We start from the raw sequence: 25,167 nt of genomic DNA, 5'->3' as shown, positions 1-25,167 counted from the left end.
AAACACTCGTTCTGTACTTGTTCTATCCATAGCGTCGGTGTACAAGGGGCAAAACGGTCGATGAAGAGCAAATCTAAGCCTCTTTGTTGTTACTTTCACTCCGCGTACGTCTCTGTACGCGTCGTTCAAGTGCCTAAAAGAGGCTTAGATTTGTCTCTTCTCGACTCACCGACCTCAACCGCAGATAATTCGGTGATTTTCAAGGCAGACGATTGAAGCGTACTGGACGTACGCTGATTGAGGATAACGCTGAAAATCACCGAAATTACGCGGTTTGAGGCGTGTTTCCCCTTGTACATCGACTCTATTCTGATTTTCTACTCTGCATCCGCGGCATCGTCATACTGATCGTCACTCTGCTTTGCCGTTACGCCCTGTTTCTCAAAATCGATCTTATTCCATACTTTCTTGTTTTCCGTGATCTCCGTCTCTTTTCTCCAATCTGCAAGAAGCGAATCATACTGTTCCTGTTTTCTCTGCGCAACGATATTCGTTTTCTCCGTATCCGTTGCTTCCCGATCCAGAAGACTCGTCAGTTTTCCGACATAGATTCCGTAGTCAGACTCGATCACATCGGTCACGTCGCCCTCCGTTGTCAGTGCATCCAATGCTTTGACAAGGTCTGCGTTCGGCGCTGTGGATTCACTGTCAAACGTCGTTGTTTTTACTTCATACCCGCTCTTTTGAGCCAGTGCATCGATATCTTTTGTCTCACTTGCTTTTAATGTATCCGCAAATGTCTGCGCCGTCTTTTTTAATTCTTTTTTCTCATCCTCGGTCAGATCTTTTGTATTTCCGTCCGCATCTGTCGTGCTGTACGGGAAATAGACATATTTCATACTTTTCTGTGCGGCTTCTTCATCCGACACATCCTCGTTCACGCCCTCTTTCATCTTTGGATCCATCCGGCTCTGGATCGTAACAAGTTCCAGATATTCTTCGATATATTTCTTATATCCGGACACGGCTTCTTTCTCTTCCAAAGCATTGTCTTCGTCGAATTTTTTTGCAACTTCCTCGATCGCTTTTGTATCCTCTTCCGTCAAGGCAACTTCGTATTCCTCCGCATGCTGTCTGATCAGATACAGATTTTCCAGATTCAGAAGAAGTGTTTCCTTTGTGCTTTCTTCATACGTCTTTCCCTCTTCCATCTCCTGCTGCCAGAGCGCCTCTCCCGTTGTGCCCATCATCGGCGCGTAATAAGTCTCATACTGCGCCTGCTGCATTCTCGCATAAAAGTTGGCAACCCCTGCCGGGATCTCTTCCTTTCCGACTGTTGCAACTGCATCATCATTATCAAAAGATGTACAGCCTGTCAGCGAAGTCAGTGCCAATGCTCCCGCCGCTATCAAAACTGCCATCCGTTTTACCGACTGTTTCATAACTCTTTTGTACGAAGCGTTTTCCTCCCCCGCTTCGTCTCTCCTTTCTTTTCCCGCTGTATCAAAAAATCAGCGCCTTGTTAATTTAACATTATAAGACGTTTCACTTATTCTAACAAGCTTTTTATATCATTTAATAGCTTTTTCACAAGTTCCAGAATATCCTCATCCTTTTCTTTTTTATTCCGGTATTTTTTCTCATAAAGGAAATATGGCGGATTTTCCATCTTAAAGACCAGGGAACCGCGATATGCCTCGATCAGCCCCGGAATCTTCTCCGGCTTCACCTTGGCTTTCTCATACATCTGGATCCGGAACGTATTCTCTTTCTGTTCCACCGACGTCACATATGCAGAATGCGCCAGCGCTTTTAATCCCGCAATATTCAAGAGCTGCTGTACTTTCCGCGGAATGTCTCCGAAACGGTCGATCAGCTCTTCCAGCATATCGTCCATCTCTTCTTCATTCTCAATTCCGGCGATCCGCTTGTAAATATCCAGTTTCTGATATTCATTCGGAATATAACTGTCCGGGATATACGCATCCAGATTCAAATCCATTGTCGTCGTGAAAATATCCTCATCCAGTTCGCCTTTTTCCTGACGCACCGCTTCCCCGAGCATCTTACAGTACAGATCATATCCGACAGCCTCCATATGACCGTGCTGTTCCGCACCAAGCAGATTTCCCGCGCCGCGTATCTCCAGATCCCGCATTGCGATCTTGATCCCCGAACCGAGATCGGTAAATTCCCGGATCGCTGCCAGCCGTTTTTCCGCCACTTCTTTTAACAGCTTATCTTTGCGGTACAATAAAAACGCGTACGCCATCCGGTTGGAGCGCCCTACCCGCCCGCGAAGCTGATACAACTGGGAAAGCCCCATCCGATCCGCATCGTGGATGATCATCGTATTTGCATTGGAAATATCAAGCCCCGTCTCTATGATCGTCGTCGATACCAGTACGTCAATATCTCCGTTGATAAAATCACACATGATATTTTCCAGCTGACGCTCGTTCATCTGCCCATGCGCATAGGAGACGACCGCATCCGGTACAAGCTGCTGTACCCTGCCTGCCACATCCGCAATGTCGTTGACCCGGTTGTACACATAATACACCTGACCGTCTCTGGAAAGTTCACGCTCGATCGCCTCACGCACCATTTCCTCATTGTATTCCATCACATACGTCTGGATCGGCATACGGTCGATCGGCGCTTCCTCCAATACACTCATATCCCGGATCCCGATCAGGCTCATATGCAGGGTCCGCGGGATCGGCGTCGCAGTAAGGGTCAGCACATCTACATTCTCTTTGAGTTTTTTGATCTTTTCTTTATGAGCGACACCGAAACGCTGCTCTTCATCTATGATCAGAAGTCCCAGATCTTTATATTCCACATCTTTGGACAACACGCGATGGGTTCCGATCACAACATCGACCAGCCCCTTTTTCAGATCTTCCACTGTCTTTTTCTGCTCTGCCGACGTCTTGAACCGGCACAGCAGATCGACCCGAACCGGAAAATCTTTCATCCGCTGCACAAACGTATTGTAATGCTGCTGTGCCAAAATCGTCGTCGGTACAAGGTAGACAACTTGTTTTCCCTCCTGCACCGCCTTAAACGCCGCGCGGATCGCGATCTCCGTCTTTCCGTATCCGACGTCTCCGCATACAAGCCGGTCCATGATCTTATGGCTTTCCATATCACGCTTTGTATCTTCGATCGCCTGTAATTGATCCTCCGTCTCCTCAAACGGAAACATTTCCTCAAATTCTTTCTGCCATACCGTATCCGGCTCATACATATATCCGTCTGCTTCCTGCCTTGCCGCATACAGTTCCACAAGATCTTTTGCGACCAGCTTGACCGCATGCTTCACCTGACTTTTCGTCTTCGTCCACTGGCTCGTGCCAAGCTTGTTGAGTTTTGGCTTTTTCGCATCGCTTCCCGCATATTTCTGGATCAGATCCAGCTGTGTCGCCAGAATGTAAAGCGCGCCGCCTCCGGCATAGCTGATCTTCATATAGTCTTTTGTCACTTTGTCGACCTGGATCTTTTCGATACCCTCATAAATACCGAGACCATGATTTTCATGGACTACATAATCTCCGACTTTTAATTCGCTGAAATCCTGTATTTTCTGTCCGCTGTATGTTTTATGCCGCTTTTTCTTTCTTTTTTTCCGACCGAAAATATCTGTCTCCGAAATGACCATGAATTTCAGCATCGGGTATTCGTACCCCTCTGTCACATGCCCGTAACTGACGAGGATCTCCCCGTCCTGAACTTCCCGGTCGGCATCTTCACTGTAAAAGCTGCTCAGATCATAATCCCGCAGATCTTCCGCAAGGCGCTTCGCCCGTGTCCTCGATCCGGAGAGCAGTACAACCCGGTAGCCGCTTCGTTTCAGACGCTTCAGATCTCTCGTAAGCATCTCGAAGCTGTTATTATACGGGTTGACGCTTTTCGTCTGGATCGAATACGTTTTCCGCAGATGAAAGTTCCCGCATTTGGATTCCAGCATCGTAAATGCGATTCCATACCTCTGATTGATCTTCGCCGTCACTTCTTCCACGGAAAAAACCTGCGAAAGCGCCGCGGTCTCCGCCTCCATCTCCATCGCTTCACGGTTCTTCAGGCTTTCCCGGTACTCTTCTTCCGCCTCATCCATCCGCTCTAAAAGCCGGATCGGCTCATCCAGAAACACCAGTGTTTCTTCTTTCGGAAAATAATCGAGAAACGATGCATGTTCTCCCTGTTCCAATTCCAGTTCCGCCGCCGGATAGATCACGGCGGACTGCAGATTCTCAATAGACCTTTGACTCTCCACATCGAAACTGCGGATCGAATCTACCTCATCTCCCCAGAGTTCCACACGGATCGGAAATTCCTCCGTCAGCGGATAAAGATCGAGAATCCCGCCCCGCACAGCAAACTGCCCGGGTCCCGCAATTTCCGCTTCCCGCTCGTACCCCATAGACACAAGCTCTTCCTGCAGTTCTGTAAAATCCAGTGTGTCACCGACAGCAATCTGTACTTTGTACTTTGCCAGTTTTTTCATCGGCGGAAGTCCGTCCAGCAGTGCATCCGCAGTTGTCAGAACGGTGATCTCCCGTCCCTCTTCCAGCTCCATCAGCGCGCGCACAACCTCCATCCGCTGACTGAGCAGATATTTGCCCTTGATGTCCGCATGATAAAACAGCAGATCTTTCGCCGGATAGTAATAAGTGTTTTCCTCCAGAAAACGATGCTCCTCATACGCCTGCTTTGCTTTTTCATCGGAAGAATAGATCCCCAGCCGAAAGCGGATTTCCTGACCAAGCGCATACATCAGATGTGTTTTCTGCGAATTCACACATCCCGTGATCTGCAATACCCCATATTCTTTTGTTCTTATCCGAATCATTTCCTGATAATCCGCCAGTTCGGTAAGCGGTACTGTCAATGCTTTCACGATCTTCCTACTTCCTTTTTGTCTGTTCTCTTTCTTTTTTATACTTCTTTCTTTTTCCGGTTATATTCGTTCATCGCCGCTGTGATCTCACCGTCTATGATCTGTTCTGCGGCGTGGAGCGCATGGTCATATCCCTCTTCCATCAATTCCTGCTCCGCTTTTGAAAAATGGCCGAGCACATAATCCGCCAGATCATAACGCGGCGGCTTTTCCCCTACGCCGACTTTGATCCGCGGGAAAACCTGTCCGTTCAGATGCGCAATGATATTTTTGATCCCGTTATGTCCGCCTGCGCTTCCTTTTGCACGGATCCGGATCTGCCCGTTTTCCATACTGATATCATCATAGATCACAAGCAATTCTTCAGTCTCGTCCACCTTATAATAATCCAAAAGACTTCGCACACTCTCCCCGCTCAGATTCATGTACGTCTGCGGTTTTGCAAGGATCACTTTTTGACCGCCGATCATCCCTTTTCCGATCAGAGCGCGGTGTTTTTTTCCATCCACAGCAATATTATATTTTTCTGCGATCCGGTCTATCACTTCAAATCCAACATTATGGCGTGTACCCTCATATTCCTTTCCCGGATTGCCCAAACCAACAATAATAAACAAATTCTTCACCTCATTTGATCTGTCGTTTTCATGACAGTTTTTCTGATCATTTTCATATAGCAATACGTTTCCATTGTACAGGAATCCCTCTGTTTTGTCACGAAAATCTTCTTCCGGTATATTTTCCGGTTCTGCATCATAGAATGATAAAAAACACATCGGGAGGTCTCTTTATGGGTTCCAAAACAAAAATTGTCGTTCTGCACATGAAAGAAATCATATATACTACGATTTTCGCCGCGCTCGGCATCCTGTTGATCCTTTTGCTTCTTTTTATGTTCCGTCCGGGGCGCGGAGATGCAAAATCCGCAGACAGGGAAAAATACACACCCGGCATCTACACTTCTACAATGACTCTCAACAACACCAATCTGGAAGTAGAAGTCACCGTGGACGAATCCCGCATCAATTCCATCCGCTTCTCCAATCTGGATGAAACAGTTACGACGATGTTTCCGCTCGTCCAGCCCGCTTTAGAAGAGATCGCGGATCAGATCTATGACTCGCAGTCCCTTGATCATATTGCGCTCTCGGATGAAACACCTTATACTTCTCAGGTGATCTTAAACGCTATCACCGAAGCCGTAGAAAAAGCCGCAGCTCAATAGGCCGCGGCTTTTCTTATTGCTCGCTCTCACATCCGCGTACGAGGGATAATCGCCCTTTGTACACCGATACGAAACGTTCCGAAGAACTTCCGTACTGCAATATGACTGTCCGGAATTATCTGCCGGATATACGTTATCCCTCTACGATCAGATACTGTCCGTTCGGCAGCGCGAATACTTCCGAAGCATCTTCCAGTTCTTCCTCGCTCATGGAATCCACATCGATGCCGTTCTCTTCAAAATATTCTCTTACTTCTCCAAGCGAATCGACAACAACCGCCATACAATCTTCCAAAAATGCTTCCGCCTCTTCCTGCGTCTCCGCAACCGGCTCGTCAAATAACTGTGACTGTTTCTCTAAGAAAGTCAACAGACACTCTTCACTGTACTCATTCATGTTTCTTAACCTCCTTATTCTTTGTCTTTTTTCAGCGTCAATGTAAAGGACAATGTCCCTTGTTCATCAATGCGAAAATCATCTCGGATCACATGCCATTGCAGCGATCTCTTCCGGTCTGTCGGCAATCCGTTCTGCTCCTGCAGCCCTCAGCGCTTCCCGGCTTCGAAATCCCCAGGTCACGCCGACCGTCTTCATATTTGCCGCATTGCCCGTAGCGACATCCACTTCCGAATCTCCCACATACAGAACTTCCTCCGGCTTCGCATGCAGGATTTCCGTGATCTGAAGAACCGCCGTCGGATCCGGTTTTCTCGGTATCCCCTCCTGCTGTCCCCGGATCTGCCGAAAATATCCGCTTCCAAAAATCGTCTCCACCACATGAACCGCCTGCTTATGCGGTTTATTGGAAAGCACTGCCAGTTCCACCCCGGCGTCTTTCAATGTATCGAGCATCTCCCGGATGCCCTCGTAAGGTATTACATGATATGTGCAGTTGGCATCAAATATACGTCCGTATACTTCCATCGCCTCTTCGATCCGTTCTTTGGGATCGGCTCCCGCTGCCGTCAATGCTTTTTCCATCAGCACCCGGGCGCCGTTCCCGACAAACATCCTGCACTGTTCTTCTGTGATCTTCGGAAGCTTCATCTCACAAAGTGATTCATTTACCGAAAAGGTCAGAGAATCCAGCGTATCTGTCAATGTCCCATCCAGATCAAATATACAAGCTTTATACATCGCTTCCCTTTACCTCCCTGTAAAATAAAAGATGTCAGAGTCAAAAAGCCCCAAAACCATACTGTCGTAAAACCGATCCTGCCGCTCCATGCCCCGCCTGTAATCTATAATAGTATGACCTTATGGAAATTTCAATATAAAAACGTTATTATTTTCCAAGCAGATAGCGGCGCATTGTTTTGAGCGCATTTTTTTCCAGTCTGCTGACCTGCGCCTGTGAGATCCGGATTTCCCTCGCCACTTCCATCTGTGTCTTTCCCTCAAAGAAACGAAGACGGATAATATACCTTTCCCGCTCATTCAGCCGTTCCATTGCAGCTTCCAGAGAAAGTTCTTCGATCCAGTTCTCCTCCCTGCTTTTCTTATCGCTGACCTGATCCATCACATACAGCGTGTCGCCGCCGTCGCTGTACACCGGTTCATAAAGACTGACCGGCGCCTGGATCGCATCCAGCGCATAGACGATATCTTCTTTCGAGATGCCGATCTCCTCCGCGATCTCCTGCACCGTAGGTTCTTTCATATGTTTCTTCATATACCCCTCTTTCGCATAAATCGCTTTATAGGCGGTATCCCGAAGAGAACGGCTGACCCGGATCGAATTATTATCCCTTAAATATCGGCGGATCTCACCGATGATCATCGGCACCGCATAAGTGGAGAATTTTACCTCTCTTCCCGGATCAAAATTATCCACAGCTTTCATAAGCCCCACACAACCGATCTGGAACAGATCGTCGGCATTTTCATTTCCCCCGGAAAATCGCTTGATCACGCTTAGCACAAGCCTCAGATTCCCTTTGATATATTCCTCCCGCGCTTCCTCGCTTCCCTCTTTGATACGCGCAAACAAAGCTTCCTTCTCTTCTTCTTTCAAGAGCGGAAGCTTTGCCGTATTTACCCCACATATTTCTACTTTGTTCAATGCCATAGCTCAAATCCTCCTGCCAGATGAATTTCCATCTAGTAGAATTCTTCTCACTATCACATTCTGTTATTCTGTCCGTGCCAAAATAAAAAAAGTTTTACTCCTTGACACTGATTTTATCTGTCCGCATTATCCGCGGGCAGCTTTTTCAAACTCGTCCAAAATTTCCTGCTGCGGCGGAGCCGTCAAAAGACTTACGACTACATTCAGCACGATCGCCACTAAAAATGCTGGAAGCAGTTCATAAATATCCCAGGCGCCTCCCATCGGACGTACAAGGTATTTCCACACAAAGATCATCACACCTCCGGAGATCATGCTCACGATCGCCCCATTTCGATTGGAACGTTTCCAGAACAGCGCCAGAAGCATAACCGGTCCGAATACTGCGCCGAATCCTGCCCATGCAAAGGATACGATCCCAAACACCGAGCTTTCCGGATCCATCGCCATAAATACACCGAGGATCGAAATCACAAGCACCGTCGCTCTTGCCGCCAGCAAAGAAGTCTTTTCTTTGATCTCCAAATGAAATACTTTCTTTAGCAAATCCTCGGAAATACTGGAGGATGCAGCCAGAAGCTGGGAATCTGCCGTTGACATCGTGCACGCCAGTATTCCGGACATGATCAGTCCCGCAACTAAAATTCCAAGGAATCCGCTTTTACTCATCAATGTTCCGAGCGTAATGATCAACTTTTCAGAATCGGATCCCTCCAATACCTGAAGCGCACCGTTTCGAGACAAATTATTTCCGACAATTCCGATGAAGATCGCCACACTCATAGAGATCACAACCCATACTGTCGCGATCCGTCTGGAAATCTTGATCTTCTTCTCATCTTCGATCGCCATAAACCGAAGCAAAATATGCGGCATTCCAAAATAACCAAGCCCCCATGCAAGCATAGACGCAATCTTGATCGCGCCATACTCTGTCGCTTCGCCGTTCATATAGGTCTGCGTCATCGACAGATACCCCGGAAGTTCCCCAGCCTGAGAGAGGATCACATCGGTTCCGCCCGCCGTTTTTACACCGAAAAGCACCACACAGATCAAAGCAAACGACATCACGATACTCTGGATCAGATCTGTCGTGCTCGCCGCGGAAAATCCGCCCAGCGCCGTATAAGCCACGATCACGATCGCACTGACGATCATCGCCGGAACGTAAGAGACGCCAAACAATGTGGAGAAGAGTTTTCCGCAGGCCGCGAATCCGGACGCCGTATACGGGATAAAGAAGATCACGATAAAAATCGCCGAAACCGCAACCAGGATCCGGCTCTTATCGTGATAACGGTTGGAAAAAAACTCCGGTATCGTGATCGAATTTCCTGCTACCACAGTATACCGACGCAGTCTTTTTGCCACGATCAGCCAGTTTAAGTAAGTTCCGATCGCCAGACCGATCGCCGTCCATGCCGCGTCTGCTACTCCGGTTAAATATGCAACTCCCGGAAGTCCCATCAAAAGCCAGCTGCTCATATCCGACGCCTCCGCACTCATCGCCGTTACGATCGGTCCCAGCTTACGTCCTCCAAGATAATAATCCCCCGTTGAGCTGTTTTTTTTCATATAATAGAGACCTACTGCGACCATCCCCAACAGATAAATGATGATGATCGCAAAGATCCCCCATGTCGTTCCATCCATTCGTATTCCTCACTTTTCTCTTATTCTTTTGTCTTTCCAGCAGGCGTCCGCCAATGATGTTCCGCTACAAGTGCCGGCAATCCAGACGGGTTCAGACAGAGCCGAAAACACTCTGTCTGAACCCGTCCTCTTTCCTTATGGCGATGAGAACTGATCTGTCATCCGTCAAATCGATCCCATCGATCCGCAAGATTGTTCACCTGAGATTCAAATTTTGCCTTATCCTTATTCGCAAGTCCCTGATTTCTGTAAATAACATCCAACAGACGTTTTCCTGCCGCCAGCAGGCGCTCAAATGCAGCATCTGCTTTCTTCTGTGCAGGTTTCTTCTCCTTGATCGGTATACGCGTTCCCTCGGATATGATCTCATTTGCCGCCAGATCCACACATCCGTCCGGGAATGGTGCAAATGCCGGACATCCGATCTCCGCTTCCACCGATGCTGCAAATTCTTCCGTCACCGTGTCTTCACCATGCACGACAAACACATGGGAGAGCGGCGTCCGGAAACCTTTCAGCCAATTTAAAAGTCCGTTCTTGTCCGCATGTCCGCTGATACCGTGAAGACTCTCGATCCTGGCATGTACTTCGATCGGCTCACCGAACAGTCTGACGTTCTTCTCGCCCTCCAAAAGTCTCCGTCCCAATGTTCCCACTGCCTGATATCCGACAAAGAGAACCGTACATTCCGCTCTCCAGAGATTGTGTTTCAAATGATGCCGGATCCGTCCTGCATCACACATCCCGGAAGCTGAGATGATGACTTTTGGTTTCTCGATAAAATTGATCATCTTCGAGTCGTCGCTTGTAGTCGATATTTTCAATCCCGGAAAGATCAGCGGATTCACCCCGGAATTGACAAGCTGAAGCGCTTCCTCGTCAAAGCATCCCTGCATATTTTTTGTAAAGACCCGTGTCGCTTCAATTGCAAGCGGGCTGTCCAGATATACTTCAAAATCCTGATACTCTTTTAAAAGTCCTTTTTCCTTGATCTCCCGGATAAAGTATAACAATTCCTGGGTACGTCCCACCGCAAATGACGGAATCACTACATTTCCGCCTTTATCAAAGGTCTCTCTCAGAATCCGTGTAAATTCGCCGACGTAATCCGGTCGCTGTTCCATATCATGGTAACGGTTTCCGTATGTAGACTCGATCACAACATAATCCGCAGACTCCGTTGTCTTCGGGTCTTTGATGATCGGCTGCTGTATATTTCCCACATCGCCGGAAAAGACGATCTTCTTACTGATCTCATCTTCTGTGATCCATACTTCAATGCTGGCAGATCCAAGCAGATGACCGATATCTGTAAAACGGATGTCGATTCCCTCACAGAGCTGAATCCTCACCCCGTAATCACAAGGCGCAAATAATTCGATCGCATCAAGAGCGTCCTGCATCACATACACCGGTTCAAATTCCGGCTGTCCGGCACGCCTGCCTTTCCTGTTGCGCCATTCCGCCTCAAACTCCTGAATGTGCGCACTGTCGCGAAGCATGATATTACACAGATCCGCCGTCGCAAATGTGGTTACGATCTCTCCTTTAAATCCGTTCTTCACCAACTTCGGAAGCATACCGGAGTGATCGATATGTGCATGTGTCAAAAGTACATAATCTACTTCATTTCCCGGGATCGGGAGTCCAAAATTCTCATACAGATCCGGTCCCTGCTCCATCCCGCAATCGATCAGGATGTTTTTCCCTGCAGCCTGGAGAAGATGGCAGCTTCCTGTCACTTCGTGCGCAGCCCCAACAAATGTCAATTTCATACTCTTCACCAACCTTTCGGCATATTCTGCACTACACAGAATCCTTCTTCTTTATTATAGCATTGCTTCACTTTTCCGTAAAGCAAAATGTTTCCTCTTACAGACCACTTACCGCCTTGCTATTCATAACGCACCATCTCCCGTTTCAGACGCTGCATGATCTTCTTCTCAAGGCGCGAAATATAAGACTGTGAGATCCCGAGATAATCTGCGACTTCCTTTTGCGTTTTCTCTTCTCCGTCCGGATGATCCAGCCCAAACCGCATTTTCACGATCAGTTTTTCTCTGCTGGAAAGCTGATTGATCGCCCGGTTCAACAGTCGGCGTTCCGCTTCGTTTTCCAGATCTTTATAAATGGTGTCTTCCTCAGTTCCTAAAATATCGGAAAGCAGCAATTCATTTCCATCCCAGTCCACATTCAGCGGTTCATCGATCGACACTTCCAATTTTGTCTTATTATTCCGCCGCAGATACATCAGAATTTCATTTTCAATACAACGTGACGCATACGTTGCCAGTTTGATCTTTTTGGTCGGATTAAACGTATTGATCGCCTTGATCAGACCGATCGTTCCGATGGAGATCAGATCTTCCACCCCGACGCCGGTATTGTCAAATTTTTTCGCTATGTATACAACCAGCCGGAGATTATGTTCGATCAAAATCTTTTTTGCTTCCTGATCATATTCTGTACCTATCTGCCGGATCACGTCCGCTTCCTGATCTGCTTCCAACGGAGCCGGAAGCACTTCCGATCCGCCGATATAATGGATTTCTCTTTGACTTGAAAAGAAAAAATTCCGAATATCCGGTACGATCTTCAATTTAAACTGTTCTGGCATTGCTACTTTTACAACCATCTTTCTTTCCTCCCACTATGTCCGGATTTAAAATCATCTGATAATCCTCCTCTTCCGAAAGTTTCCCTCTGCTGATCGCGAGCAGTGGATTTTCCACTTGTATCGTCTGCTTTTCTGTGATCTGCATCTGCCGGATCCTGATCACAGGCATCACGCCGTTTCCTCCGACTGACCGGAACGGAAGATAATGCAGTTTCAGACTTTCTTTGTCTATATTTTCCCCGAGAAATGCTGTGATCATCTGTGCATCCGCCACACAAACCGGTTCTTTTGTAACCGGATCCGTAAGCAGATTGCCCGTATCCAGCAATGCCCGCACCCTGCATTTTTTTTCATTCTGTATCAGAAGTACCTCGCAGATCCGCTTCTGTTCTCCCTGAATGTTTTCCCACAGGCTTTGTATTCCTTTCAGCACCGCATATGCGGCTGACGCAATTACAAAAAACAGACTCATCGTATCCATATACGGGCGGAACAGCTGCAGGATTCCACTCATCAGAAATGCAGAAATATACAAGAAAACAAATGCCTTTCTGTACATTCTGACCGGCTGCTTTCCAAAACCCACACGGATCATCACAAGCGCTGTCAAAATCCCTCCTGCAAAAAACCGTAAAAGCCCGGATAGCGGGAGTAAGACGATCAGGCAGGTCATCGTGCTCCCCACGATGCCACCCATAAAAATCCGCCCTTTTCCGACCGGACATTTCAGCATTTGCCTGACTGCAAACAAAAGCAGAGAATCCATCATAAAATTTGTCATCCAAAAAACATCTATGTATAATTCGTAGTACATATTTCACCTCTTTTAGCAGCTAAAAATGTACCCGGCTTTTCCAGCCAAAATCTATTATAGAAAATAACCTGTGGAAAGTTTGTCAGAAGTTGACGAGACGTCACAAATAAGTTTCGACAAAAAAAGCACCAGACGACATATTGTGACTGGTGCTCTGCTTATCATTCTTTTATTTACGGAAGAAATCCGGAATCTTAATGGACTGTTCTTTTACAGTGCCGGATGGTGTACGAGTCTGCTGCAATGACGGAATCGTGCCGCCTGCTTCTCTTGTCATCGTACTTCTCGGAGCCACACGGTCAGAAGCCATAGATGTTCTTCCCGTCATATCTCCGGATGGAAGAATCGATCCGACTTTCTGCTGTCCCTCCAGTCTTGCTTTAAGCTTCGATGAGCTTCCGCCCACATTATGCAGACCGGTTGCAATAACAGTGATCGTAGCTTCGTCTGATTTCGTATCATCGTACGTAGCACCGAAAATAATATTCGCATTCTCTCCGGCAAGTTCCTGTACATATTCTGCCGCATCGGAAGCATCCATAAGTGTGATGTCTCCGGATACATTGATGATAACATGGGAAGCGCCCTGGATCGTTGTTTCCAGAAGCGGACTGGCAACTGCCTGTTTGACTGCCTCAAGCGCCTTGTCGTCTCCGCGTCCGGCTCCGATACCGATATGAGCGATACCCTTGTCTTTCATAACAGTCTGTACATCCGCAAAGTCGAGGTTGATCAAAGACGGTACATTGATCAGGTCTGTAATACCCTGGATACCTTGCTGGAGCACTTCGTCAGCTTTCTTCAAAGCTTCCGGCATCGTTGTCCTTCTGTCTACTACTTCCAGAAGTTTATCATTCGGAATTACGATCAATGTGTCCACATTCTCTTTTAATTTGTCGATTCCCGCAAGAGCGTTCGCCATACGGGTTCTGGATTCAAAACGGAACGGCTTCGTAACAACGCCGACTGTCAGTGCGCCCTGTTCCTTTGCGATCCGTGCTACGACCGGTGTCGCACCGGTTCCTGTACCGCCACCCATTCCACAGGTAACGAATACCATGTCCGCACCTTTCAGTGCTGCGGAAATCTCCTCCGCGCTCTCTTCTGCTGCTTTCTCCCCTACCTCAGGCTGCGCTCCCGCACCCAGTCCCTTGGTCAGCTTTTCTCCGATCTGCATCAATGTCGGTGCCTTACATAACTGCAGTGCTTGTTTATCTGTATTAATCGCAATAAATTCTACACCTGCAATCTGCTCGTCGATCATCCGGTTCACAGCATTATTACCGCCGCCGCCGACTCCAATGACTATGATCCTTGCAGCTGCTTCTGATTCGTTGGTTTTAATTTCTAACAAGAGTATTTCCTCCTTTGTCATCCTATTAATTTTTTATACATCCCTTTAACATTGAATGATACACTCCAATGAATATATAATAAGGTTTTTCAATAAAATAATCAATAGATTTTTCTATATTTTCCTGTTTTTTTACACTTACAGTTCCCATTATCACTCTCTATTTTGCCGGAATCTTATGTTCCGCTCACTTCTGTCGGTATGGTCTGCTCCACGCCCCCGGCTTCCTCAGGCAGCGCTGTCTGTTCTGCTGTCCCGGTGTCCTCCGGCTGGTTCGTCTGATCCCCACTTTCCGTCCCCGACGGCGGCGCCGCACTGTCGGGTACGAACCGCACCGAAGCATCCGACGACGTATAATTCTCCAGATGAAGCACTCCCGGCTGATCGGCATACTGCTCCTGTAATTTTGCAAGGATCGGCGGAACCTGTGAAAGCTTGTCCGCAAAATTTCCGCTTCCCAGTTGTATACGGACATTGCCAAAATACAGGATCAGATTCTCTTCCTCACATGCAATCTTGTCCGGCGTAAGTTCTTTTTCATTCAAAACCTGCGTGATCTCACTGATTTCCTCGAAAATTTTCTTCTCTTTTACCGGAATGCTTTTTCCGATCTTTACTTTTTCTTTCTCAAGTTCGATTCCCTCAATATATGGCACACCTTCGATGTATTCCGTACTTTTCAGACATGCCGTTCCGCTTTCGTCAAAATACAGATAACCGCCGTCATAATCCATACATCCCTCAAATGTCTTCTCTTTCACTGTGACAACGACTTCCCATGGAGATTTCAAACTGACAGTTGTCCTTTCGATCGGAGGAAGCTGTTTTGTTTCTTTGCTTCCATATTTCCAGAGAATATAAAGGGAATTGGACGAATATTTGTCTTCCTGCACCCAATCCAGGACTTCCTGCTCGGAAGTATACACCGTGCCTTTGACTTCTATTTTCTTCACCTCAAACAGCAAGAGGATCAGATATCCCAGCAAAGCGGCCGCCAAGATCACTCCGATCATTCCCAATATCCATTTTACCGGGATCTTACGCTTTTTCTTTTTCGGTCCGGACCGCTTCTTTTTATATTTGATATTTTCCTGTCTCTGTCTTACCGATTCCTGCCGCCTTACCGTCTCCTGCGGTCTTGTTTGTCTTCCTGTTTTCCGCCTGACCGATTCTCTTTTGGATTGTTCTCTTTGAGTGGTCATGTGGGAATTTCTGTTCCGCTGTCGACTTTCCTCGACGCCGTTTGTCTGTCTCTGTTCCGGCAGCGTAACCTGACGCAAATAAACGCCCTCTCCCAGACGCGGAGTTTTCTGAGGCTGCCGTCCTTGATCCGGGCGGCTGCGCGCATTTGCTTCCGCTGCGCGCGAACGTGCTGCCGCCCGGGACCGCGCCGTCTGCTTTTGCTGACGATCGCGTTCATATGTATGATAACCTGTTTGGGCAGAACGTTTCTTCGGTGCCATTCAAGTTCCTCCTCGTATTTCTTCACTTCTTCCGGAAAAACCACGCGCCTGACACGCGCGTCCGTGGTACCGCCTTGACTTCAACCGGTCAAGCCGGAGCAGAAAGTTACGCGCCCAACACGCGCGTAACTTTCTTTCATTTTACCAGATTTGATACACTGAGCACAAGTCCCATTTCCAGAAGCAAAAACAAGACGGATGTTCCTCCGTAGCTGATAAACGGCAAAGTGATTCCTGTATTTGGGATCGAATTTGTCACGACCGCAATGTTTAAGATCACCTGGATCATCATATGCGCCATCGCCCCGGAAGCGATCAACGCGCCGAGCAGGTCTTTCGCGTGGACAGCGATCACAAAAAAGCGCCAGATCAGGATCAGAAACAACAGGATGATCAATCCAGCTCCGACAAGCCCCAATTCTTCACATACGATAGAAAAGATCATATCATTTTGCGCTTCCGGTAAAAATCCCAACTTCTGGACGCTTTCCCCCAAGCCTCTGCCGAACAATCCACCCGATCCAATCGCGTAAAGACCTTGAAGTGTCTGGTATCCTTTTTCATATTTTTCCGGATTTCTCCAAATTGCAAGACGCTCCAAACGATAGCTTTCCAATGCCAAAAAAATCGTCATAAATCCAACCGCCGCCACGCCCATCCAGATAAATTGTGCATACTTCGGACTCGCAACAAAGATCAGGACTGCGGCAATCCCCAAAATGATGATCGCTGTACTCAGATTACTTGCGCCTACAAGCGCAACGATCGGCAGCACCGGGATCATCACTTTTACAAGCGTGGACACTTTCCCCATTGCCTTTACATTTTTCGTCACAAGGCATGCCAGAAATAAGATCAACGCAACTTTCGCAAATTCAGACGGCTGAAAAGAAACCGGGCCCAAAGACAGCCATCTTTTAGACCCGTTGTATTCATCTCCCACCAGCATGACCGCAACCGACAATGCCACAGCTGTCAGATAACCGACATTTGCAAGCGGGACCCATGTATGATAATCGACCCTGGCTACCACGAACATTCCGACAAGTCCCAGCGCCGTCGCAAATCCCTGCTTTTTCAAATAATAATAGGGATCCTGAAATTTTACCATTCCATTATACGCACTGGTGCTGTATAAAAGGATCAGTCCGATCGTAACCAAAAGGAAAATAACAGTCAGCATTGTGTAATCATACCGCGGTTTCTTTGCGGAACGCTTCAATTCAAATCCACTCCTTATAACCGGTTTACAAGTTCTTTGAATTTATCTCCGCGTTCTTCATAATTTTTAAACATTCCCCAGCTCGCACAAGCCGGAGAAAGAAGTACCGCATCTCCCGGAACCGCTTCCTCCACACAGATCTGCACCGCCTCCTCAAAAGAATCGGCGAGTACCGTATCGTAAAAGCCTAATCGGTGCGCACACTCTGCGATCTTCTCCCGGGTCGCTCCGATCAGAACAAGTTTCTTCACTTTTCCGTCAAACGCCTCGATCCATTCCTCATATGTGGAATCTTTATCATATCCGCCGCCGATCAGATACGTCGGTCGGTTCATCGCCTGAATCCCCCGGATCGCCGCGTCCGGATTCGTTCCTTTGGAGTCGTTGTAATATGCGACGCCCCGTTTCTCCGCCACAAATTCGATCCGGTGTTCCACGCCGCCGAATGCTTTCACACTCCTGCGGATACTCTCCATCGGAACACCGAACGCTGCTGCCATCGCAACCGCCGCCATCACATTTTCATAATTGTGTGTTCCCAAAATCTGCAATTCGTCTACTTTGCAGACTTCCACCGGCTCTCCCACATGATAAATGATACTTCCGTCTTCCAGATAAATCCCTCTATCCAGTTTACGCTTGCTGCTGAAAAATAGAACCTGAGCTTTCGTTTCTTCTCCAAATGCACGCGTCACTTCATCTTCATAATTCAATACGCAGGTATCTTCTTCTGTCTGATTGACCGCTATATTTTTCTTCGCCGCAATATAAGCGTCCATCGTATGATGCCGGTTCAGATGATCCGGTGTAATATTGAGAAGCGCGCTTACTTTCGGACGAAATGTACGGATCGTCTCCAGCTGAAAACTGCTCATTTCCGCAACTGTGACTGAATCTTCCGGCATCTCTTCCACTACGCTTGTATATGGATTTCCGATATTTCCGACTACAAATGTATGCGGATGCCAGTCACCAATGATCTTGCCGAGCAGCGCCGTTGTCGTCGTCTTTCCATTTGTTCCGGTAATCGCAAGAACTTCCCCTTTTCCATATGTATAAGCAAGTTCGATCTCACCCCAGATCGGAAGATGTTTCGCCCGCATCGCTTCCACGATCGGGAGATCCGTAGGAACTCCCGGACTGATCACGACAAGAGTCAGCGTATCCAATACTTCATCCGGTAGTTCCCCGAGAAGTACCTGTACGTTTTCCGCATGTCTGCCCCCCGTAATATCCTGCAGGAGCTGTTCTTTGTCCAGTTTCGTGTTCCCGTCATACAGGATCACCCGGGCACCCTCCTGCAAAAGCAGACGTGCTGCCGCGATCCCACTGATCCCGGAACCGAATACCAATACGTGTTTTCCTTTTATATCCATCTTTTATACCCCCATCAGTGCGATCAGACACAAGATCGCAGTAGCGATCGAAAATACAGCCACAACTCGTGTCTCTGACCAGCCGCAAAGTTCAAAATGATGATGGATCGGAGCCATCTTAAAGAACCGCTTTCCACCTGTCACTTTAAAATAAGTCACCTGAATCATAACGGAGAGGACTTCCACCACATAGATCAGCCCGACGATGATCACAAACAACGGCATCTGCATCATATATGCGGCGCCGATCACAAATCCTCCAAGTGCGAGTGATCCGGTATCTCCCATAAATACACTTGCCGGATACACATTAAACAGAAGAAATCCCATCAATGCACCGACAACCGCACATGTGATCGGTTCGATCCCGCTCTTTGTTCCCACTGCGACCACGGTAAAAAACGTAGCGACCAGCACGGTAACGCTGGATGCAAGACCATCCAAACCATCGGTAAAATTCGTACCGTTGACTGTTCCGATCACGGCAACAAACAACAGCGGAACCGCAAAAATCCCAAGATCCAGATATTTCCCATCCGAGAACGGAATCAAAAGTGTCAGCGGGATTTTTGCAACCTTTACAATATAATATGCGAATATGGCGGTTACTACGATCTGCAGCCCCATTTTCTGTTTCGGATACAGACCGTCCGAACGTTTCATCACCACTTTCAGATAATCATCCAAAAATCCGATCAGACCGAATCCGACCGTCAAAAACAGAACCGGTATGATCTTCGGATTGTCTTTTACATAAAACAGGGAAGTAATGATCACACTTGCCAGAATGATCACCCCGCCCATTGTCGGTGTGCCTGCTTTCTTCAAATGGGACTGTACTCCCTCTACACGCTCCGTCTGTCCCATCTTCAATTTTCTCAAAAACGGAATCACAACTGGTCCCAGCACCAGACTGAGCACAAATGAAATCAACACCGGAATTACTACTTGATTCGCCATATTTACACCTCTTCATTTCTTTTGTCAACCAATACAGTATACCGCATACCTTACTCTTTTTCAAGTTGTGACGCGTCCAATTCACGCTCGATCCCGAGATACGGCAGCACATTGTCATAAATACTGCGCAGAACCGGCGCCGCGATCGTCCCGCCGTAATAGATTCCCTGCGGATCGTGGATCACAACCATCCCGATCACCTGCGGATCATCTGCCGGAGCAAATCCGATAAACGATGCGATATATCTGTTCGCACTTCTCGGCAGCGTCTGGGATGTCGCCGTCTTTCCGCCGATCCGGTATCCCTCTATATAAGCGTTGCTTCCCGATCCCTCTGCCACAACACTCTCCAAAAGTCCTCGCATGGTTGCTGACGTCTCTTCCGACACGATGCCGGATTTTTCTTCCCAGGAAAGCCGCTCCAACACCTCGCCGTCCCCATTCAGCACTTCCATCCCGAAATGCGGCGTCACCCTGCGTCCTCCGTTGATCATCGAACTGACCGTTGTGAGCATCTGGATCGGCGTGATCTGAAACGATTGTCCAAATGTCATCGTCGCCAGTTCCACGGTTCCGATATCTTCCCTTTTATGCATGATGGTCCCCGCTTCTCCCGGAAGATCCACGTTGGTCATCCCCAGCAGTCCGAATTGTGAAAAATAGTCGTAAAACCGATCTGCTCCAAGTCTCAGTCCTATCTCCATAAATACCGGATTGCAGGAATTCTGGATTCCCTGCACAAATGTTTCCGTTCCATGTCCGCCCACCTTATGACAGCGGATTTTCCGATCCTCGACGATTTTATATCCCGGACAGGAAAATGTATCGTTCAGTGTGACAACCCCCTCTTCCAGACAGGCTGCCGAGGTGATGATCTTAAAAGTCGATCCCGGCTCATAGGTATCATTGATACATCCGTTTCTCCACATTTGATTGAGAAGATCCTGCTTTTCCTCTTCATTTGCAGCATTCACGTCTTCCGGCAGGGTAAACGGATCATTTAAGTGAAACTCCGGTACATTGACCATCGCTAAGATTTCTCCATTCTGCGGATTCATCAACATCACCGAAACCGCATCCGCCTGCTTTTCTTCCATAACTTTCCATGCCGCCTGCTCGCAAAAAGACTGGATGTTATAATCCATCGTGATCTTCAGCGTGTTCCCCGCCACCGGTTCGATCCGATCTTCCGCCTTCCCCTCCAGTTCGATCCCCCGGGCGTCCGTCATCGTCAGGATCGTTCCGTTTGTCCCTTTCAAAACATCCTCATACTTTACTTCGAGACCGATGATCCCCTGATTATCCCCTCCGGTAAAACCGAGCACTTTCGATGCGATCTCATCATAAGGATAATATCTCCTGTAATCTTCATCTACTTTAACGCCTGCGAGATCATAGGCGCGGATCCGGTCTCCGACAGATTTTTCCACATTTGTTTTCACTTTTTCCATCGAGGAAACTTTTTCCACCCGTTTTCTCACTTCGCCCTCTTCCAGTTCCAACTCCCGGGCAAGTATCTCGATCACTTTCTCCGGATCTTTTACCTGGCTGTGGATCACAGAAATCGTACAGACTGTTTTATTTGTCGCAAGGACTGTCCCATTTCTGTCCACGATCTCGCCTCTTGCCGCTTTGATCTCCCTCTCCCTTTCGTGGAGCGCCTCCGCTTTTTTCTGATAATACTCGGCGTCAAACACCATAAGATAAACAAGACGCGCCGCCAGCCCCATGATCAGAATACACGCCGCCGAAAAAACAACGAGAATCTTTTTCTTATTATATGTTTTATTCTTCATATAAAAACCTTACAGAAGATATTTTTATAACATATTATATCTTCTGTAAGGTTATTCCAGCTATTTCTCCGATCGTTCTCCCCATCGGCAATCACTGCGTTATTCGGTCGGTGTTCCTGTTGCCCAGTCATCCAGATCCGGCGCATATGTTTCATCGATGTACGCACCATCCGGATTGTCGTATGTTTCTTCATATGCCTCATCATAATCGACATATTCTGCCGGCTGCCCAGCTGCCTGAGCTGCCGCCCCGGCTTCTTCATCCGCCGGAACCGGCATTGTCTCCGTCGGAACATAACCGTCCACCGTACTGATATTCAGATACGGGAACGCCTGCGCCATGATCTTCTGTGCCAGTTCCAGCACATAACGGCTGGTTGACTGGTCGGCAACATTCGGCTCATCGACTACGACATAGACGATCACCTCCGGATTTTCCTGTGGTGCATATCCGATATAGGATAGCAGATAATTTCCATTTCCCCGGGGAAGTTTTTCCGCCGTACCTGTCTTCGCTCCGATCTCATACCCGGGTATGTTCGCCGGGGTTCCCGTACCATATTCCATCGTGGCACGCATATATTCCTTGACCATCGCCGACGTTTCCGCTGAGATCGTCTTCCTAAGAAGCGTCGGGTCTTTCGTCTCGATGACACTGCCGTTCTCATCCTGGATCTGTTTTACTACATGAGGCTCGTAGTAATAACCGCCGTTAATCAGAGAGGCAAACGCCGCCACCATCTGCGTCATCGTCACATTGAAGTTCTGTCCGAATGAATTGGTTGCAAGATCCGTCTCCTGCATTGTTTCCGCGGTATAAAGAAGCGGAGCCGTAGATGCCTCTCCCGGCAGATCGATCCCGGTATATTCCCCGAAACCGAAAATATGCTGATAACGTGTAAAATTCTCGATCCCGATCGTCTCCGCCATATCCATCAAAGCCACATTGCAGGAATATGCGATTGCATCTTTGATCGTCTCCTGCCCATGTCCGGTACGGAGATGACAATAAATATCATAATCGCCTACATGTTTGTATCCTCCGCACACATACGTTTCATTTCCCGTAAGCGCTCCTGTTTCCAGACCGGCTGCCACCGTAAAAGGCTTCGCCGTAGATCCCGGTTCAAAGGCATCGCTCACGCAGAAATTTCTCCACAGCGTGTTCATCGCTTCCAGCTGCTCTTCTTCCGACATCGCTTTCCATTTTTCTTCTGTATACAGCGAGGACAAATCCCTCGGATCGTTCAAGTTAAAATTTGGATAGGATGCCTCCGCCAAAATTTCTCCGCTATTCGGATCCATAATGATCACTGCCGTATTTTTACTGCCGGGTTCTCCCTCCCGCACTTCTCCGGTATGAGCCTGATTAAATTCTAAAATACACTGCTCCACGATGCTCTGCAAGGTAACGTCAATCGTCGAGACAACCGTATTTCCGTTCTTCGCCTCCTTGACCGTCCGCTCCAGAGACGCATCTTCCGCGAAATATCCGTATTCTCTCCCATCCGTACCGTTCAGGATCTCATTGTAGGCACTTTCAATTCCGATCGCACCTACATTTCCGTCTGCCGAAAATCCGATCACATCGCTTGCCAGTGAATCATACGGATAGGTTCGCTTGTAGTCCTCTTCCAACCAGATTCCCTGCACATTTGCATAGTTCTTTTCGTCCTGCTCGATCTCGTCAAATTTCTTTTTCGTTTCATAAGGTACATTTGTTTTCAGGATCTCATATCTGCTTTCCGGACGTTCCTCAATAACTTTCTCAACTTCCTCCTCCGAAATCCCAAAACAATCTTCCAGCACTTCCATTGTCGGATCTTCATATTTTTCATCCGAAAGCATCACATATACATCCAAGATCACATTGTAGACTCGTTCACTCGTCGCCATCTTTGTCCCATTGCGGTCCACGATATCTCCCCGCTTATAAGGGATCACGCGGCTGTCATATGCCTGTTGATCCAGAACAATTTTTGTATATCCGCTTCCTTTTGATGCGTTGATATATGTGATTCTTCCGATAAGAACAACAAAAGCCAGTATAACTGCCATAAATAGCATTACCAGCTTTTTCTGCATTCGTTTTGGAAATTTTTTCGTTAAAAAATCAAATCTGTTTCTTTTCTTTCTTCTGCCTGCCATGATTCAATCCTTACTGATCTGCATCACCGGATTTCGCCAAAATGCCGCTCTCCGGTATTTCATTGTACTGCTTCACATAGTCTTCTGCCGGACTTTCATACTCCACTACGCTCCCCTGTGCCGCATATACCATGCCAAGATCATTGACTGCTCTGCGGCGTACTTCTTCCAGATCGACGGAATCTTCTGCCGCCTGGTATGCCGTATCATTCTCTTCCGTTAGTACATTCAGTTCTTCCTGAAGTGCCGTGACTGTCTCCGCACTGTTTACGATATCCGACTGAAGCCGTAAATAAAAAACACAAATAAAAACAGCTAAAACCGCTGCTGCACTCAGAAACACCGCGTAAGCCATATTGATCCCAAGCGCCCGGTTCCGGTTCTTTTTCACCTGACTGCTTGTCTGTTTCCATACCGGTCTTTCTTCTTTTCCTCTTTCCGGCAGTGCCTCCTGTTTCGGAACCGCACTTCCATACACATAAAACGAACTGCCCGCCATATTTCTGCCGGCTCGCGTCTGAGAATCTCTGCCTGTATATCTTCCGTGATCTGTTCTATATGATGCCGTGCGTCTTCCTGCCATGATTCATCTGCCCCTTTCTGTTCTGTCAGGCTCTCCCCTTCCTGACAGATCTATTTCTGACTCCCTTTTCCGTCCCCGCACCGCTCGAAAATCCGAAGTTTCGCGCTCTTGGAACGGCTGTTGTTTTCCAGTTCTTCCTCCCCTGGAAGAATTGGTTTTCTTGTGATTACTTTTCCTTTTGAAACATTTCCACAGACGCAGACCGGGAAATGACTCGGACAGGTACACGGATCTTCATTTTTCCGAAATGCGCTCTTCACGATCCTGTCCTCCAGAGAGTGAAATGTGATAATGCAGATCCTTCCTCCCGGATTCAGCATATCGATCATCTCATCCAACGATTCCCTCAAAACTTCCAGCTCCCGATTCAATTCAATCCGAATTGCCTGAAACGTCCTCTTCGACGGATGTCCTCCGTTCTTCTGGAACTTCATCGGAATCGCTCTCCTGATCACTTCATTCAGCTGTCCCGTAGTCTCAATGGGATTCTTTTCACGTTCCATCACAATATGCTTTGCAATGTTTTTCGCAAACTTGTCTTCCCCATAATCCCGGATCACCCGGTACAGCTCTGTTTCACTGTATGTGTTGACAATATCTTTTGCCGTTGTCTGCTGTCTCTGATCCATCCGCATATCCAAGGATGCATCTGCGCGATAGGAGAATCCCCGCTCTGCCGTATCCAACTGATAAGATGATACGCCCAGATCAAGCACGATCCCATCGACTTTCTCAACCCCTATGGAGCGAAGTACTGACTTCAGTTCACGATAATTGCTCCGGATTATCGTAACTTTCTCCCCGAAGTCTTTCAACCGTTCTCCCGCAGCTTCGATCGCCGCAGCATCCTGGTCTATCCCTATAAATCTCCCGTTGCCGTTTAAACGGCTGCACACTTCGAAAGCGTGTCCGCCTCCGCCAAGTGTTGCATCAACATAAATCCCGTCCGGCTTCACTGCCAGACCGTCAATCGTCTCTTCCAGTAATACTGATGTGTGCTGAAATGCCATATGTTCCTCCGTTCATGTTCTGCAAAAAATTCCG

20 protein-coding genes are annotated in these 25,167 nt (G+C 47.8%); 1 reads left to right on the top strand and 19 read right to left on the bottom strand.

Translation table 11 applies throughout. The features are described 5' to 3' along the window. Nucleotides 1–317 precede the first annotated feature (317 nt). The 3 genes from I2H87_RS04135 to pth form a co-directional block, all read right to left on the bottom strand. Nucleotides 318–1,382, bottom strand: coding sequence for a peptidylprolyl isomerase (locus I2H87_RS04135; protein WP_009268358.1), 1,065 nt, complete (start codon nucleotides 1,380–1,382; stop codon nucleotides 318–320). Nucleotides 1,383–1,489: 107 nt separating this feature from the next. Next, nucleotides 1,490–4,843 carry a transcription-repair coupling factor gene (gene mfd, locus I2H87_RS04130; RefSeq protein ID WP_117549290.1) on the bottom strand — a complete coding sequence of 1,118 codons (3,354 nt, stop codon included), beginning with the start codon at nucleotides 4,841–4,843 and terminating at the stop codon, nucleotides 1,490–1,492. A 38-nt stretch (nucleotides 4,844–4,881) separates the two neighbouring features. Next, nucleotides 4,882–5,460 (bottom strand): aminoacyl-tRNA hydrolase, encoded by a 579-nt coding sequence (gene pth / locus I2H87_RS04125; protein ID WP_044955074.1) that lies wholly within the window; start codon nucleotides 5,458–5,460, stop codon nucleotides 4,882–4,884. Nucleotides 5,461–5,633: 173 nt separating this feature from the next. Here pth and I2H87_RS04120 point away from each other — a divergent pair, with 173 nt between their 5' ends. Beyond that, the gene (locus tag I2H87_RS04120; RefSeq protein ID WP_009268362.1) at nucleotides 5,634–6,068 is read left to right on the top strand and encodes an FMN-binding protein; all 435 of its coding nucleotides are present in this window, start codon (nucleotides 5,634–5,636) and stop codon (nucleotides 6,066–6,068) included. Nucleotides 6,069–6,201: 133 nt separating this feature from the next. On the opposite strand, the gene I2H87_RS04115 is transcribed toward I2H87_RS04120, so the two are convergent. The 16 genes from I2H87_RS04115 to rsmH form a co-directional block, all read right to left on the bottom strand. Continuing rightward, on the bottom strand, nucleotides 6,202–6,465 hold the full coding sequence (locus I2H87_RS04115; protein ID WP_009268363.1) for a hypothetical protein: 264 nt from the start codon (nucleotides 6,463–6,465) through the stop codon (nucleotides 6,202–6,204). A gap of 78 nt (nucleotides 6,466–6,543) precedes the next feature. Then, nucleotides 6,544–7,206 (bottom strand): HAD family hydrolase, encoded by a 663-nt coding sequence (locus tag I2H87_RS04110; RefSeq protein WP_009268364.1) that lies wholly within the window; start codon nucleotides 7,204–7,206, stop codon nucleotides 6,544–6,546. A gap of 148 nt (nucleotides 7,207–7,354) precedes the next feature. Further along, the gene (gene sigG / locus I2H87_RS04105; protein ID WP_009268365.1) at nucleotides 7,355–8,137 is read right to left on the bottom strand and encodes an RNA polymerase sporulation sigma factor SigG; all 783 of its coding nucleotides are present in this window, start codon (nucleotides 8,135–8,137) and stop codon (nucleotides 7,355–7,357) included. Nucleotides 8,138–8,263: 126 nt separating this feature from the next. Next, nucleotides 8,264–9,790, bottom strand: coding sequence for a sodium/proline symporter (locus I2H87_RS04100; RefSeq protein ID WP_009268366.1), 1,527 nt, complete (start codon nucleotides 9,788–9,790; stop codon nucleotides 8,264–8,266). 158 nt (nucleotides 9,791–9,948) lie between these two features. After that, nucleotides 9,949–11,565 carry an MBL fold metallo-hydrolase RNA specificity domain-containing protein gene (locus I2H87_RS04095; RefSeq protein ID WP_009268367.1) on the bottom strand — a complete coding sequence of 539 codons (1,617 nt, stop codon included), beginning with the start codon at nucleotides 11,563–11,565 and terminating at the stop codon, nucleotides 9,949–9,951. Between the two features lie 119 nt (nucleotides 11,566–11,684). Further along, nucleotides 11,685–12,425 carry an RNA polymerase sporulation sigma factor SigE gene (sigE, locus tag I2H87_RS04090; RefSeq protein ID WP_009268368.1) on the bottom strand — a complete coding sequence of 247 codons (741 nt, stop codon included), beginning with the start codon at nucleotides 12,423–12,425 and terminating at the stop codon, nucleotides 11,685–11,687. After that, nucleotides 12,391–13,221, bottom strand: a complete 831-nt coding sequence (locus I2H87_RS04085) for a sigma-E processing peptidase SpoIIGA (protein WP_009268369.1) — start codon at nucleotides 13,219–13,221, stop codon at nucleotides 12,391–12,393. Before I2H87_RS04085 ends, sigE begins: the two co-directional genes overlap by 35 nt. 169 nt (nucleotides 13,222–13,390) lie before the next feature. After that, a complete protein-coding gene (gene ftsZ / locus I2H87_RS04080; RefSeq protein ID WP_009268370.1) occupies nucleotides 13,391–14,575 on the bottom strand; it encodes a cell division protein FtsZ in 1,185 nt (394 codons plus the stop codon). A gap of 176 nt (nucleotides 14,576–14,751) precedes the next feature. Beyond that, nucleotides 14,752–16,038, bottom strand: a complete 1,287-nt coding sequence (locus I2H87_RS04075) for a cell division protein FtsQ/DivIB (protein ID WP_054705372.1) — start codon at nucleotides 16,036–16,038, stop codon at nucleotides 14,752–14,754. 136 nt (nucleotides 16,039–16,174) lie between these two features. Beyond that, the gene (locus I2H87_RS04070) at nucleotides 16,175–17,260 is read right to left on the bottom strand and encodes an FtsW/RodA/SpoVE family cell cycle protein (protein WP_009268373.1); all 1,086 of its coding nucleotides are present in this window, start codon (nucleotides 17,258–17,260) and stop codon (nucleotides 16,175–16,177) included. Nucleotides 17,261–17,274: 14 nt separating this feature from the next. Continuing rightward, nucleotides 17,275–18,636, bottom strand: coding sequence for a UDP-N-acetylmuramoyl-L-alanine--D-glutamate ligase (murD, locus tag I2H87_RS04065; RefSeq protein WP_044955028.1), 1,362 nt, complete (start codon nucleotides 18,634–18,636; stop codon nucleotides 17,275–17,277). 3 nt (nucleotides 18,637–18,639) lie between these two features. Then, the gene (gene mraY, locus I2H87_RS04060; protein WP_009268375.1) at nucleotides 18,640–19,596 is read right to left on the bottom strand and encodes a phospho-N-acetylmuramoyl-pentapeptide-transferase; all 957 of its coding nucleotides are present in this window, start codon (nucleotides 19,594–19,596) and stop codon (nucleotides 18,640–18,642) included. Between the two features lie 50 nt (nucleotides 19,597–19,646). Then, nucleotides 19,647–21,392 (bottom strand): peptidoglycan D,D-transpeptidase FtsI family protein, encoded by a 1,746-nt coding sequence (locus tag I2H87_RS04055; RefSeq protein ID WP_009268376.1) that lies wholly within the window; start codon nucleotides 21,390–21,392, stop codon nucleotides 19,647–19,649. A 99-nt stretch (nucleotides 21,393–21,491) separates the two neighbouring features. Further along, complete coding sequence (locus tag I2H87_RS04050; RefSeq protein ID WP_195609400.1) at nucleotides 21,492–23,540, bottom strand: peptidoglycan D,D-transpeptidase FtsI family protein; 2,049 nt, start codon at nucleotides 23,538–23,540, stop codon at nucleotides 21,492–21,494. A gap of 10 nt (nucleotides 23,541–23,550) precedes the next feature. After that, nucleotides 23,551–24,123 (bottom strand): DUF948 domain-containing protein, encoded by a 573-nt coding sequence (locus I2H87_RS04045; RefSeq protein ID WP_195609399.1) that lies wholly within the window; start codon nucleotides 24,121–24,123, stop codon nucleotides 23,551–23,553. A gap of 50 nt (nucleotides 24,124–24,173) precedes the next feature. Next, complete coding sequence (gene rsmH, locus I2H87_RS04040) at nucleotides 24,174–25,133, bottom strand: 16S rRNA (cytosine(1402)-N(4))-methyltransferase RsmH (RefSeq protein WP_009268379.1); 960 nt, start codon at nucleotides 25,131–25,133, stop codon at nucleotides 24,174–24,176. Nucleotides 25,134–25,167 lie beyond the last annotated feature (34 nt).

The sequence above is a fragment of the Mediterraneibacter glycyrrhizinilyticus genome (assembly GCF_015560805.1).
In the GTDB taxonomy this organism is placed as follows: Bacteria; Bacillota; Clostridia; order Lachnospirales; family Lachnospiraceae; genus Schaedlerella; species Schaedlerella glycyrrhizinilytica_A.
The sequence above is the reverse complement of the archived record's forward strand: the minus strand, read 5'-3'. Positions and strand labels throughout refer to the sequence as shown.

Excerpts from the sequence above, each read along its gene's own strand:
- mraY (WP_009268375.1), bottom strand. The coding sequence starts at position 19,596 with ATGGCGAATCAAGTAGTAATTCCGGTGTTGATTTCATTTGTGCTCAGT.
- I2H87_RS04100 (WP_009268366.1), bottom strand. The coding sequence starts at position 9,790 with ATGGATGGAACGACATGGGGGATCTTTGCGATCATCATCATTTATCTG.
- I2H87_RS04075 (WP_054705372.1), bottom strand. The coding sequence starts at position 16,038 with ATGGCACCGAAGAAACGTTCTGCCCAAACAGGTTATCATACATATGAA.
- sigE (WP_009268368.1), bottom strand. The coding sequence starts at position 12,425 with ATGGTTGTAAAAGTAGCAATGCCAGAACAGTTTAAATTGAAGATCGTA.
- I2H87_RS04055 (WP_009268376.1), bottom strand. The coding sequence starts at position 21,392 with ATGAAGAATAAAACATATAATAAGAAAAAGATTCTCGTTGTTTTTTCG.
- sigG (WP_009268365.1), bottom strand. The coding sequence starts at position 8,137 with ATGGCATTGAACAAAGTAGAAATATGTGGGGTAAATACGGCAAAGCTT.
- I2H87_RS04115 (WP_009268363.1), bottom strand. The coding sequence starts at position 6,465 with ATGAATGAGTACAGTGAAGAGTGTCTGTTGACTTTCTTAGAGAAACAG.
- I2H87_RS04045 (WP_195609399.1), bottom strand. The coding sequence starts at position 24,123 with ATGGCAGGAAGACGCACGGCATCATATAGAACAGATCACGGAAGATAT.
- I2H87_RS04110 (WP_009268364.1), bottom strand. The coding sequence starts at position 7,206 with ATGTATAAAGCTTGTATATTTGATCTGGATGGGACATTGACAGATACG.
- I2H87_RS04085 (WP_009268369.1), bottom strand. The coding sequence starts at position 13,221 with ATGTACTACGAATTATACATAGATGTTTTTTGGATGACAAATTTTATG.
- murD (WP_044955028.1), bottom strand. The coding sequence starts at position 18,636 with ATGGATATAAAAGGAAAACACGTATTGGTATTCGGTTCCGGGATCAGT.
- I2H87_RS04095 (WP_009268367.1), bottom strand. The coding sequence starts at position 11,565 with ATGAAATTGACATTTGTTGGGGCTGCGCACGAAGTGACAGGAAGCTGC.
- I2H87_RS04050 (WP_195609400.1), bottom strand. The coding sequence starts at position 23,540 with ATGGCAGGCAGAAGAAAGAAAAGAAACAGATTTGATTTTTTAACGAAA.
- I2H87_RS04135 (WP_009268358.1), bottom strand. The coding sequence starts at position 1,382 with ATGAAACAGTCGGTAAAACGGATGGCAGTTTTGATAGCGGCGGGAGCA.
- I2H87_RS04120 (WP_009268362.1), top strand. The coding sequence starts at position 5,634 with ATGGGTTCCAAAACAAAAATTGTCGTTCTGCACATGAAAGAAATCATA.
- rsmH (WP_009268379.1), bottom strand. The coding sequence starts at position 25,133 with ATGGCATTTCAGCACACATCAGTATTACTGGAAGAGACGATTGACGGT.